10 protein-coding genes are annotated in these 13,371 nt (G+C 50.1%); 3 read left to right on the forward strand and 7 right to left on the reverse strand.

Translation table 11 applies throughout. The annotated features are described in order from the left end of the window. Window positions 1–7: 7 nt before the first annotated feature. Window positions 8–1,123 carry a tripartite tricarboxylate transporter substrate binding protein gene (locus tag I2H39_RS18525; RefSeq protein ID WP_195627257.1) on the reverse strand — a complete coding sequence of 372 codons (1,116 nt, stop codon included), beginning with the start codon at window positions 1,121–1,123 and terminating at the stop codon, window positions 8–10. Between the two features lie 334 nt (window positions 1,124–1,457). Between I2H39_RS18525 and I2H39_RS18530 the strand changes: the two genes are divergently transcribed. After that, the gene (locus tag I2H39_RS18530) at window positions 1,458–2,402 is read left to right on the forward strand and encodes a TIM barrel protein (RefSeq protein ID WP_195627258.1); all 945 of its coding nucleotides are present in this window, start codon (window positions 1,458–1,460) and stop codon (window positions 2,400–2,402) included. 762 nt (window positions 2,403–3,164) lie between these two features. On the opposite strand, the gene I2H39_RS18535 is transcribed toward I2H39_RS18530, so the two are convergent. From I2H39_RS18535 to I2H39_RS18555, 5 genes are all read right to left on the reverse strand, one after another. Continuing rightward, window positions 3,165–4,157 (reverse strand): tripartite tricarboxylate transporter substrate-binding protein, encoded by a 993-nt coding sequence (locus I2H39_RS18535; RefSeq protein ID WP_138309641.1) that lies wholly within the window; start codon window positions 4,155–4,157, stop codon window positions 3,165–3,167. Between the two features lie 187 nt (window positions 4,158–4,344). Beyond that, on the reverse strand, window positions 4,345–5,850 hold the full coding sequence (locus tag I2H39_RS18540; RefSeq protein ID WP_138309642.1) for a tripartite tricarboxylate transporter permease: 1,506 nt from the start codon (window positions 5,848–5,850) through the stop codon (window positions 4,345–4,347). Window positions 5,851–5,865: 15 nt separating this feature from the next. Beyond that, window positions 5,866–6,315: a tripartite tricarboxylate transporter TctB family protein gene (locus I2H39_RS18545; RefSeq protein ID WP_138309643.1), complete on the reverse strand. Its 450-nt coding sequence runs from the start codon at window positions 6,313–6,315 to the stop codon at window positions 5,866–5,868. Between the two features lie 18 nt (window positions 6,316–6,333). Then, window positions 6,334–7,338 (reverse strand): 4-hydroxythreonine-4-phosphate dehydrogenase PdxA, encoded by a 1,005-nt coding sequence (locus I2H39_RS18550; RefSeq protein ID WP_195627259.1) that lies wholly within the window; start codon window positions 7,336–7,338, stop codon window positions 6,334–6,336. Between the two features lie 289 nt (window positions 7,339–7,627). After that, a complete protein-coding gene (locus I2H39_RS18555) occupies window positions 7,628–9,619 on the reverse strand; it encodes a sigma 54-interacting transcriptional regulator (protein ID WP_195627260.1) in 1,992 nt (663 codons plus the stop codon). Window positions 9,620–9,958: 339 nt separating this feature from the next. On the opposite strand from I2H39_RS18555, the gene I2H39_RS18560 reads away from it, so the two are divergent. Both I2H39_RS18560 and I2H39_RS18565 read left to right on the forward strand, forming a co-directional pair. Next, window positions 9,959–10,981, forward strand: coding sequence for a 2-keto-3-deoxygluconate permease (locus I2H39_RS18560; protein ID WP_195627261.1), 1,023 nt, complete (start codon window positions 9,959–9,961; stop codon window positions 10,979–10,981). 39 nt (window positions 10,982–11,020) lie between these two features. After that, window positions 11,021–12,202, forward strand: a complete 1,182-nt coding sequence (locus I2H39_RS18565; RefSeq protein WP_195627262.1) for an amidohydrolase family protein — start codon at window positions 11,021–11,023, stop codon at window positions 12,200–12,202. Between the two features lie 138 nt (window positions 12,203–12,340). Here the strand turns inward: I2H39_RS18565 and I2H39_RS18570 are convergent, their stop codons facing one another. Further along, the gene (locus I2H39_RS18570; RefSeq protein WP_195627263.1) at window positions 12,341–13,231 is read right to left on the reverse strand and encodes an Rpn family recombination-promoting nuclease/putative transposase; all 891 of its coding nucleotides are present in this window, start codon (window positions 13,229–13,231) and stop codon (window positions 12,341–12,343) included. Window positions 13,232–13,371 lie beyond the last annotated feature (140 nt).

Raw genomic sequence — 13,371 nt, forward strand, 5'->3', positions numbered from 1 at the left:
GGTTTAATTACTTGACAGCAATGCCCAATGCCTTGGACTGTTCAGCATAAACCGCATTTTCTCTGTCCATCATTTCCTTTAATTCCTCTGCGTTCATATAATTATTCGTGTAATTCTGGGTTTTCATGAATTCCTGGACTGTTTCGTCTGCCAAAGCATATCTGGTAGCTGCATCAATCATATCCTTTACATCCTCAGACATGCCCTTAGGTGCCAAAAAGCCCCTGAACACCGTCATCTGCGCCGGATATCCACACTCTGTTCCCGTAGGAACATCCGGAAGTTCAGGCAGACGCTCCGGAGAGAAGGAACACAGAATTTTTACCATTCCGCCCTCCACATATGTCTGCACTTCCTGGGCGCTTACCGGAACCGCCTCCACATTATTGCCTGCCACGGCTACCGCTGCAGGTCCGCCGCCATCGAAGGGAACATGCACCACCTCGATACCTGCTTCCTGTGCAAAGGATGCCGCCAGTATATGCCACACGCCGCCGATTCCGGAATTTCCGATTCTCACTGTATTGGGGTTCGCCTTGCAGTACTCTACAAACTCCTCCACCGTATCATAGGGTGCGCCGGAATTGACAGAAAGAGCGCCGAAGGTAGAATTAAAATTACAGATAGGCTCAAAATCTGTATAGTCAAAGCTGACATCAGCTACATACGGCAGGCCCAGAAGTTCTGAGAGTGCTACCGAAATACTGCTGCCGTCATTGGAATCCTGTAATGCAGCAGCATAGCCGATGGCAAAACCGCCGCCCGGCTTGTTCACAACCATAACCGGTACCCCCAGGTACTCTTCCATAGCAGGCGCCATAGCCCTTAAGAGAAGGTCTGTTCCGCCGCCGGCCCCTGCGGGACAGGTGATGGTAAGAGATGAGGCCGGATAGTTATCAATAGGTGTCAAATCTGCAGCAGCTACGTCTCCTGAGCTCTTGCTTTCCCCCATGGTTTCAGCATCTGCTTCGCCTGCTTCCTCTGTCTGGATATCGTTTTCCTGCGCTGATGTGGCCGCTGCCGTTGCTGCGGACTGTCCTCCTGAGCATCCTGCCATGACAGAAGAAGCCATAACTGCCGCTAGTGCACCTGCAGCCAGGGTTTTCCATGTTTTTTTTCTCATATCCTCTCTCCTTTTCATTTTTTCATGTATGACCGCAAACCCGTATCTGTATTTTGTCAGCTGTTATATATTGTCGGTTATGGGTTAACGGTTGTCCTACATGTATTAGCTGGTAAAGCCATTTTAGCAATACTGTTCTGGTTTGTCAACCAACACATCTTCCTAATTTCCCCAATATTTTTGTGCATATTATACATATTATTAAAATAAATTATTTTCTTATCTGCCATATTGACTTTATTTTTTAGAGTGTGTTATGATTGTAACTGTATTTTTATACACCTCCATTTCTCTCCTTCCATTAGCTGGGAACAAACCGAGAGAGGAGTTTTTTATGACATTTTTTAACGATTATATTTGCTTTGGCATCAGTCCTTCCATGTTGTATCCATTGTCCTTTGAGGATGAGCTGGAACATTTCAGTGCAGTCGACCAGTGCTGCCAGCTTCCTGAATATGAATGCTTCGAGACCTTTCTCCCCTCCGATGCAGGACTGAGAAAGGCAGAAATCAAGCGGATGAAAGAACACAACAAAGTACTCAACTATAATACTCCGGGATATTTCCAACTGGATGGGATGTATAATGCATCCAGCGATGACCCCGCTTTCAGACAACATGCACTGGCAGCCATGAAGGAACAGATTGATTATGCTTCTGAGGCAGGCTGTTCCCTCATGGTTCTGACCGGAACACCGGACCAGGGAGACAGCAGGCGCCCAGTTCTTCTGGAACGGTACAGCGAATTTTTCCTGAAGTGCGCTGCACACGCCACACAGTATAAAATGACGGTAGCCATCGAGCCGATTGAACGCGGACGCTTTAAGAATCTGATTCTGGGCCCCACCCTGGAATGTGCGGCTTTCATTAGGGATATGCAGAAAAAAGGCGCTTCCAACGCCAAACTCATACTGGATATTGCCCATCTTCCACTGATGGGCGAGGACATTGACGGCGCAGTAAAGTCCTGTATGGAAGCCGGTCTGGCTCATGTTCACATGGGCAATGCCGTACTGGAACCAGCCAGCCAATTCTACGGCCACACCCACCCGCCAATCGGGGTCCAGCATGGCTGTTATGACTGTCAGGAACTAATACTCCAATTCAAAGCGCTCTTGACATCCGGTTATATTCCGGCTGTTCCCGGTCCAATCCGTCCCACTGTCTCCCTGGAAGTCCGGCCCTACCCCGGTGTATCCGGACGCACCTCGGCCAGGGTTATGTACGAAAAGGTATCCTCCGCATTTATGGCCGCTCTGGAGCAGTACTGTAATCACTGATGTATATCAAAGGGGCTGCTGCCCCAGATTACTGAACCGCTGCGCTGATAAGCGCCGCCCTATCCCTACGGATAGCAAAAATCATGGAAGAAACCTATAAGACGGGATTTCTTCCATGATATTTGTTTTACAATACCATCATACTGTCTCCAGCGCTGCTTTTAATGCTGATTCCGCGTTCTTGATGAATACCTCTGTTTTGCTTTCATAGACCTTTCTGCCCTCAAACCGCTCCGGTTCTCCTGAAACGGTGTGTTTAGCACCACTTCCACAGCCGCCACATTTTGATATAGCCGTTTAGACACCTGGGCAATATTAAGGGAGCTGCCTGACGCAAGGAAAATGACTTTCTGAAATTGCGCAGGACTGCATTTTTTTGCCCACTCCTGCACCTGTCCGCTTTTAAGAAGGCGTTCCAAGACTTCCTTTTCCTCTTCAATATAAGTCCACATAATACTTCTATTCATAAGAATATATCCTTTCCACCACACTTTAAAAGGATTCGACAACACAGCAACATTTCTTTAGCTAAAGGATATCTGGTTTCTTTCCTTGATTCCCATTATAGTTGAAAGCCTGTCATATGTAAAATCCATTGAGGACGGTTTTTACGGCATGGATGTGGTAATTCATTGAAAAAAGCTTGGAACTATCGGAGTATTCATTTCCCAATAAAAAAAGAAACAACGATGTGGAATACCATACCGTTGTTTCTAATCTCCAGCCGGTTATCGGAGCGTTTCTTCTAATCATTTTTCAAGCTTACTGGATTCCGCTGGCAGCCATAAAGTCTTTTTCATAGGTTGTCACGTATTCCGTCGCAGCGGCAGCATCCATGTAGTTGCCAATCAGTTTGTTCTTTTCCAGATAATCATTCTTCCAGGCATCGGTCTCAGCCACCTTGCCCAGCTGCTCGCTCCAGTAAGCTACAGCAGCATCGCTCATGGCCGCAGGAGCTGCCACGCCGCGCCATACAGGAACTTCCACGTCTTCATAGTCTCCGATTTCGCTCAGTGTAGGGGCGTCTGCCAGATTGCCGGTGTACCGCTCCGTGGACAGGGCCAGTACAGGAATCAGGGAACCGGCTGTCACATACTCAGAAGCAGCTGCAGGCTTTGAAATAACAAATTCCACATGACCTCCCAGAGCTGCCGTGATGGCGTCGCCGGTGGAATCATAGGTGATATAGGACATCACATCCTTGCTGATGCCGATTTCCTCAAGCATGGCATCATAGGTAGCAATATCATCTCCCTTGGACCCGCCGATGACAATCTTTGTACCATTTTTAGCTGCCTCAATGGCCTCCTTGAAATCAGCATACTTGGTCTGCTCCCCTTTGAAAATCAGCTGTTTATCCACTGCCATAACAGCCAGGATACGGAAATTGGATGAACGGTTCTTTGTATTCTGCACCATGGGCATCAAATCGCCGCTGTTAAATGTGAGAAGGGTATAGTCAGCCTTGCTCCCTTTGGTGGTAGCCACTTCGTTCCGGCCGATTTCGCCGCTTCCGTCCGTCTTATTGGTTACAATGATAGGCTGTCCATTAACCAGCTGGTCCTTTGTCATGATATCAGATATCATTCTTGTATAGATATCGCTGCCGCCGCCCGGACTGGATGTAACGGTCCAGTTAATGGTTTCCTTTGGTGTAAATGTGCCGTCGCTGCTGACAGCCTTGCTTGAACACCCTGTTACTGTTGTAATTGCCATAAGAGCCGCCATTGTCATTACAATACTTTTTTTCTTCATTAATAAATACCTCCTCAATCCATGTTCATAAACAGATGAACAAATTAGCATACCGCCTTCTTTATTTTACTGTTATCCAGTTACTGTTATCATATTGCTATTATCATGTTGTTTTTGTCTTACCGCCCCACCACGCTGCCCTTATCATGCCGCCCCCATTATGCCGGCTGCGAAAAATGTTCCTGCCTTATTTGGAAGCCCTTGCCCTTTTAAGGACAGCCTTTATCATAGGCGTACAGATAAATGCCAGGAAAATCAGCATCAGAACACAGGTAATGGGTCTTGTAAAGAAAATGTTCAGGCTTCCCCCCGATATGATAAATGCCTTGCGCATATTGGACTCCAGCAGTTTTGCCAGTACAAAGGACAAAAGCATAGGAGCCGTGGGATAATCATTTTTGACCAGCAGGTAGCCCAGGATGCCTGACAGGAACATAATCAGAACACCATACATGGAATAGCTGGAACTGTAGGACCCTACCACACATACAATGGTGATAATGGGAATCATGTACTTCACGGGAACGGATAATATCTGAATCAGGAACGGAATTACCCCGATTGCAACTGCCAGTGCAAATATGTTGGACAGGAACAGGGATGCAATAAGGCCCCATGTAAATTCAGGTTCATTGGTAAACAGGAGAGGGCCCGGGTTGAGTCCCCACATCATCAGGCCTCCCAAAAGCACTGCCCCGGTACCGCTTCCCGGAATCCCCAGGGCCAGCAGCGGTGCAAACGCACCGGCGGCAGCCGCATTGTTTGCAGCCTCGCTGGCTGCAATGCCTTCGATGGCGCCGGTTCCCAGCTCTTCCTCATTCTTAAACTTCTTCTGGGCTGCATATCCCATAAAAGCACCCGTGGTTGCCCCGGCCCCCGGAAGCACGCCCACAAAAGTTCCCATGACGCCGGAACGCAGGGCAGGGGGCAGCAGACGTTTAAAATCATGCTTTGTCAAAAGGCTTCCTCGGATGGTGAGTTTCATATGAGGTTCCGACTTTACTTCATTATTGCGCTCCATAACCAGTTTGATAACCTGGGAAAATCCTACCGTACCGATAATGAACGGCGTAAAGGGAATACCGCCCAGCAGGTACATGCTGCCAAAATCATATCTGGGCGAACCCGACAGCGTGTCCATGCCCATGCTTGCCAAAAGGATACCCAGCATGGTAATCACCACGCCCTTGATGGGATTCTCCCCAACCAGCCAGCTGATGGACGTCATGGCTATCAGAAGCAGGGCCGTCATCTCAGAGGGTCCGAATTTAAGACCCACATCAGCCAGAGCCGGTCCCGTAAAGGTCAGAATCACGATGCCAATGGTTCCTCCGATAAAGGAAGCCATATTGGCCGTAAACAGCGCCTGCCCCGGACGTTTCTTTTTGGATGCCATGGGATAGCCGTCCATCGCCGTACAGATAGCAGGCGAATCTCCCGGTATATTTAACAGGATAGCGCTGAATGCACCGCCGTACATGTTGGAGTAATACAGGGCGCCCAGCATGATGATGGCAGTGGTGGGATTAAACTTGTATGTCAGCGGAAGCAGCAGAGCCACACCGGCCAGGCTTCCGATTCCGGGCATTGCCCCCACAATCAAACCCAGAACCGCTCCCAAAAGGGCTGCTCCCACGTTGCTGAAGGTAAACAACGTGGAGAAACCATGCATTAACAGTTGAATATTTTCCATTTTGTCTGCCTCCTTCTACAAAAATGCTTCCAAAAGCCCCATCGGAAAATGGACTCCCAGCCACACCCGGAACACACCGATGGAAATAGCCATACAGACAGCAAGGACAATGAGCGTCTCCTTCCACCCGGTCTTCTCAAATACCTTCAGCCACAGTATCACAAACAGATAGCAGCTGGGAAGCAGACCGATAACAAAGGAACCCGCTATGATTCCCGCTCCCCCGGCTATGACCATCATCTCATCCCGTTCATACTTAGCCGCCTTTTCTTCCTTAAGGGACTGAAAGAAAGACGCAATACTTGCCAGGAACATGACAATAGCCATAATGGCAGGGAAAAAACCGGGCTGGGGCCCGTCCACGTCCTTCCAGAACCCCAGCTGTGTAAAACCAATTACTGCAAATACCACAGCAACTGCTGCCAATACCAAGGGCACAATCTGCTTTGTCCCTATTTTTTTCATGTAAACCCCTCCCTTTTATCAGCGGCCCTTCAGATGGGCAGCCATCTTGGCAGCCATCCTGACCGCATTCTCAAATGCCGAAGTCTTGACGATACCCTTTCCTGCAATGTCGTAGGCCGTGCCATGGGCGCATGTGACGATTGGCGCCGGAAGACCTCCTGCAATGGTAATGCCCTGGTCAAAGCCCTTCAGCTTAAGCGCAATCTGCCCCTGGTCATGATACATGGTCACCACTCCGTCAAAATCCCCGTTAAAAGCCTTGATGAACAATATGTCGGACGGGAACGGCCCATTGGCGTCAATGCCCATCTCCCTTGCTTTCTCTATGGCCGGTGCGATTACATCAATTTCCTCCCTGCCGCATTTTCCGCCCTCTCCGCAGTGGGGATTCAGGGCAGCCAGGGCAAGCCTTGGCTTTTCAATGCCGGAGTTCTTAAGTGATACGTTTGCCAGCCTTATGGCTCTCATGATGGTATCCACTGTCAGGCTTGCGCTGACCTTGCTAATCGGGATATGGCTGGTGGTTCTGGTGGTCCACAAATCTCCCAGTACATTGATTTCCCCAAACGGCTCCGTATGTCCGAAGAGGTGTGCCATGTAGTGGTGCTCGCTCTCAAAAGGACACCCGGCCTGAATCATTGCCTGCTTATTCAGGGGAGCAAAACAGAACCCGTCAATCCTGCCGGCCTGGTAAAGCTCAATGGCTGTCTTCAGCATATTCAGGCAGGCCCGGCCGCTGTCAATGCTGATGTCTGCAAAGGGAACCTGCTCCGGATCCACGTCCCTTTGGTCCAGTACAGGTATTCCCTTGGACCAGTCTGCGTCCTCTGTCTTGTCAATGACCTGTACCGGAATTTCCAGACCGCATATCCTGGCCCCTCTCTCAAACACCCTGACATCTCCGATTACCACCGGACGGCAGTACTCATCGTAAAATCTGGAAGCTGCCAGCTTGGCAATGATTTCCGGCCCCACACCGGCTGCATCTCCTAATAAGATTCCTAAAATTGGTTTACCGTTCATAAAAAAATCATCCTTCCTTCTATTTTGGTTTTTATTTCTGCTCTTGACCTATGCCTATATTAAAAGCAAAAACTGTGCCAAACTTTTCAGGAAGAACGATTTTTTATATTTTAATTACAGGAATCCTTTATTTCCGTTATGCATATTGCATATATTATCATCATTTAACCCTGCATGTGTTCATACTTTTCACAGCAAAAATGTTTCATTCTCTTAATCACGTTTTATCTTTGTTTCAAAATGTATTTTCGTTTCATTATGTTTCTCTTCTCAAAGCCGGCCCGTCCGTCTATCCCTCAATGCCGTACTTTCTCATTTTCCTCCAAAGAGTGCTCTTGTCAATTCCCAGATATTCTGCCGTCCTCCCCCGGTGATAGCCGCACAGCTCAAGGGCGTCCTCCACTGCCTGTTTCTGGGCCGCTTCCAGGCGGGGACCATGGCAGCCGGTGGACGGCAGCGATATGGGATTCCCGGTTCCAAGGGAACCCGGCCCCCGGGAAGGCTCCGCTGCCTGCCGCCTGTCTGTCCGCCGCCCATCCGTCTGTTTTCCATCCTCCTGCTCTTCGCCGCCCCATTCTCCCGGGAGAGCCTGAAGCACATCCTCTGCGCCTGCCCTTGGCTTTTCGCAGAGAATGCAGATACGCTCGCAGAAGTTGCGCATTTCCCTTACATTGCCAGGCCAGCTATAGCGCAGCAGAAGTTCCTTTCCCTCCTGGGATATGGCCTCCAGCCTGCTTCCCGTTCGTTCATGCTCAAACCGCACCATCCGGTCCGCCAGATAGAGGATGTCCTGTTTCCGTTTTCTCAGAGGCGGCAGATTGAGTTCAAGCACATCCAGCCGGTACAGTAAATCCTCCCTGAAATTTCCCTGTGCCACTTCCTTCTTTAAATCCTTGTTGGTGGCGCAGATAACACGCACATCAATGGGAATCACCGTGTCATTGCCCAGCCGTATGATTTCCCTTTCCTGTATAACCCGCAGGAGACGGCTCTGAAGCTTTGGTGATATATCGCCTATCTCATCCAGAAAAATGGTTCCCTTATGGGCAATCTCAAAAAAACCCATCTTGCCGCCCTTGGCTGCACCGGTAAACGCTCCCTCCACATAACCAAAGAGTTCGCTCTCCAACAGGTTTTCCGGCAGCGCAGCACAGTTAATCGCCACAAAGGGTCCCTTTCTTCTCCTGCTGGAGTTGTGGATGCTCTGGGCAAATAATTCCTTTCCCGTGCCTGTCTCCCCGTGAATCAGTATGTTGGAGTCCGCATAGCTGAATTTCACGGCCTGATTAATGACCGCCTCCATGCAGCTGTCCCTGTAAAGTATATGGGAAAAGTCATACCTGGCCGTAAAACCGTCGGAATGCATCTGCTTACGCAGCTTTCCTTCCTCTGCCTGTATCTGTTCCGTGCCCTGGAAGGTAAGCACACAGCCGAATTCCTCCGAATCACCCTCCACCGGCACGCAGTTCACCAGCACCTGTTTACCCCCGAATTTGCACACCTCCGACAGAATCTTCTGTTTGTCATGTATAACGCCGCCGAAATCAATATCCGGAAAAAATTTGCTTACAGGCTCTCCTGCCAGCGAAGTCTTCCTGTCCTTCATATAGGTGTGGCAGCAGGTATTTGCAAGGGTTATGATTCCCTTCCTGTTTACGGAAATAATTCCCTGGAAGGAGTAGTTCATGATATTTGCTATCTCATCCCTTTTCTGCCTCTCATAGCGGGTGAGATGGGCCACCGCAATGGCTTCTGAGATGGCGTGGTTTACTGCTTCGATTCCCGAATGAATCATGGCAGCCGGCACCCCCAGCCGCTCTGCAATCTGTACCGTGGAATATCCCCCCACAACAGCCTGGTTCCCGTCCTTCAGCGCCTGATGCACCGCCATATCCAGCTTGGTTTCATCGTCCTCCGCATAGCATCCCAGCCCCAGCTGCGGATACAGGTGGCTCATCTGCTCCGCCCCATACACCATATTGAAGGCGCCCACCACGGCTATCCTCTCAATATTTCCCTTCTGCATACATTCATTGACAGCCTTCATTACATCGTATCCCGTGGATTTAAGCTCTGCACAGGGAATGTTTTTGCGCTTCAGGGTGTGGGCTGTAAATCCCCTGGCTATGACCACGTCTGCATCCACCTGTTCCAGTCTGTTATTATAGAAATCCTGGATTACCTCATACCGGATTGCCTCTGATTCAGGCCGTTCCCGGAATACCTGCTCAATGACTGGAAGAATGTCCGGATATGGTGCAAAAAATACAATTTTAATCATGCTTTCCCTCCTCCCATTGTCCATATTATCCCATATATTGTATTTTTGCAATCATATAATTGCATTAAATTGCTAAAATACAATTAATGTGCAATTCTATAGATTCCAACTTATTCTCTGTTTCCTCCAATTCTTTGTGCAATTACTACATATATTTCCCTTTGTTTTTAGATGATTTAGATAAAATTCGTTGCTGTTTTCTCTGCAAATCTTTTTTGGCACGACAATTGCTGTTTTAATCAGTCAGCAACATTGCAATGGTATGTAAAAAACAACCAGAGGCTGATGCGGCTCACATGGCCAGTGAGCATGGCAGCCCGCGTAAAGGAGAAGAGATTTATGAGGATATTAGCGACAATGAAGCGTTTTCCGGCAGGAGTGATGGTAATTCCCCTGCTCCTTGGATGTGCAATGAATACCTTTTTCCCAAATGCCCTCACCATAGGCGGTTTTACTTCAGGCCTGTTCAAGAACGGGGTCCCCACCCTGATTGGCCTGTTCCTGTTCTGCAGCGGCGCCACCATTGATGTAAAAATGGCAGGCAGCACTGTATGGAAAGGCGTTGTCCTCACTGCCCTGAAGTTCTTTATTGGTTTTGGCCTGGGACTTCTGCTCAATGCATTATTCGGCGAAGCAGGGTTTCTGGGACTGGCGCCCCTGGCTGTCATCGGTGCCGTGACCAATTCCAACGGCGTTATCTATGCCACCCTGGCAGGCGAGTTCGGAGATGAGACAGATGTTGGCGCAACCTCCATCCTGGCCCTCAACGACGGGCCCTTTTTTACCATGATTGCATTGGGCGCTTCCGGCATGGGCAACTTCCCGGTCACAGACATTATTGCCAGCATCATTCCCATGGTCATTGGATTCATCATAGGCAATCTGGACCACGAGTGGAGAAAAATCCTGGCCACCGGTATGATTCTTCTGCCTCCATTCAATGGTTTTGCCCTGGGTGCAGGCATGAACTTCAGCAATATCCTTAATGCAGGTATTTCCGGTATTATACTGGGCCTCCTTACCGTATTGGCCACCGGACTTCTTACCTTCTTCCTCTACAGCGCCCTGCGCAGGAAGGCTGACCCCATGGGCGCTGCCATCGGCACCACAGCCGGAGTGGCCACCACCACGCCCACGGCCGTTGCCATGGCTGACCCATCCTTCCAGCCCCAGGTGGAAACCGCCACAGCCCAGACAGCTGCCGCTGTTGTAATCACAGCCGTGCTTTGCCCGCTGCTGGTATCCTGGCTGGCCAAGGTATCCCACAAGTGGAATGAAGCCCACGGCATCATCACGGATTCACCGGCCCCAGGACAGGAAGATGGTGAAATCCAGCCGGCTGCAACGGCTGATTTTGATTAGAGAATGAATGATTTTGACAGACGGAGGAAACGTACAGACATGAAACGAACCATATTGAATGCCGGAATGATTTTATGCGGGGAACAGCTCACTCCCATGGGCAAGGGCTCCCTTATCATTGAGGGCGGAATCATCCGGGAAATTCTGCCCCAGGACGCCAGACAGTCCTTATCCATAGACGATTCGGAGGAAATCAGCCTTCCTGACATGACCCTGATGCCGGGCATGATAGAATGCCACAACCACCTGTGCATAGACGCCACTCTGCCGGAACACCTGGAGCTGCTGGCCTGGAGCAATGAATGCCAGCTGACGCTGCTGGCCTTAAAGGGTCTTAAGGACGACCTGATGAGCGGAGTCACCACAGCCCGGTGCATGGGGGATAAGTATTACATAGATGTGACCATGAAGAAACTGATTGAGGAGGGCAGGGTTCACGGCCCCCGCCTTCTGGCGGCAGGCATCGGCATGAAGGGAAGCCACGGAGCGGGCCATATAGGAATGCCTCACTGCGGGCCTGAAGAAATCCGGCATACCTGCCGTGAGAACCTGAAAAAAGGGGCGGACCTGCTGAAGCTTTTCATAACCCCCGGTGTTCCGGACCCAGTCAGCACCTTTGTGCCCAGCTTTCTCAGCCCGGAGGAAATCTCCGCCGCTGTCAGCGAAGGCGCGCGCCTGGGCATCCCCACTGCAGCCCATTGTATCGGCGGCCAGGGCCTGAAGGACTGCATTGACGGCGGTGTGGATGTGATTGAGCACATGTATATGGCTACGGAACAGGACGTGGAACGGCTGGCTGCATCCCGCTGCGTGGTAGACCTGACCTCCGGTATTTTCCTGGACCCCACCCGCGAGGAATTCCTCTCCCCTGCCAATGCCCTGAAGGTAAGGCTGAACCGAAGCCGGGTCCGTGAAAATGTGGCCCGCATCATCAGGGCCCGCCTTCCCTTTGTCCTGGGAACAGACGCGTATCACGGCCTTCTGTACCGTGAGGTAGGATATGCGGTGGAGCTGGGAGCCGACCCCTTAACCGCTATTCAGGGCGTCACCTCCCACGCGGCTAAGGTCTGCCGCATGGAAGACAGAATCGGAAAGCTGGAAACCGGCCTGGAAGCAGATATCATTGCCGTAAAGGGAAATCCCCTGGAGGATGTATCCCGTCTCTCACAGGTGGGGCTGGTAATGAAGGGCGGCGTGATTTTCAGACAGCCTCAGGCGTAACACCGCACAGATAGGTATTGTTTAAAAGCGCAGTTTCAAGGCACATCCAGTGCCGTTGGAGCTGCGCTTTCAGCCATAAAACACTTACTGCAGGCCAGAACATAAAAAGGACCGCTGCCCGGGTGTGAAATGTGCAGCTCAGACAGTCCCCTTATACCGTTCCAGATATTCTCCGGACTTCTCCCGGCTTAAGGAGAACATCCGCATCAGTTTATCCATTATCTGCTCTTCTGTTCTCCCTTCCTCCAGATTATCCAAAACAAAGACCCTTATGCCCTCTTCAAGGCCGGCCTCCATTCCCACTTCTATTCCCTCCGCTTTTGCATCCTGAAGCTGATACATCCGTTCTTCCCATTCCTGCATATATCTCACTCCAATCTCTTCACTGACTTTGACCTGGCTGACCCGCCTGTGCAGTTCCTTAATCCGCGGACTGCTGCTTCCGGCTGCCTCCGTTTCAGAGGTGTGTTCTATGTAATGAAGCAGGTCTATCAGCTCACTACTCACTCCCTCCGGCACAGTGCCATGGGTATTGAGAAATATTCTGGTCGCCCCGTCTTCCAGAAACAGGCCTCTTTTCTCCTGGCATTCCATCCGGAAGGTATATCTGTACCTTCCATACCCCCATAAATCAAAGGGCATAATGGTGATAAGGCAGGAAGGCTGCATCCGGTTAAAATCAATCTCACCGGGGGCCAGCAGGGAACTGTCAATCAATGCCTGATAAAACCGGCTTCTCTTAATCAGGTTCCCGGTATTCTTTTTCTGAACTTCTGCATTGTAGATACGGCTTTCCTCATCCACTGAATATACATCCAGGCGTATGGAACGCAACCAGGGAACTGTCCGCATTTCCCTTTCTGCCTGTGGTTGTTCCGTCAGATGAATTTCCCCGCCAAGTATGATGGAAAGGACCAGTTCCATTGTCTCACGGTCCTCCATGACACATGCAAATAAAAAACGGTCCAGCAGGGTCAGGTCTGCCAGGGGTTTCATGACAGCTCTGTCCGGGTCATTCATTTTTTTCATCCTGTTCTCCTTTTATTATACAAAACCTTTACCGGCGTTGCAAGAAAATACACCCATCACATCAAACCTAAATCACATATACATAAAACCACCGCCTGACATTGCAAAAAAACATTCAACCGCATAACCCGGGGATACAA

Origin of the sequence: Clostridium sp. 1001283B150225_161107_B6 (genome assembly GCF_015556325.1) — a bacterium.
Lineage (GTDB): Bacteria > Bacillota > Clostridia > Lachnospirales > Lachnospiraceae > Enterocloster.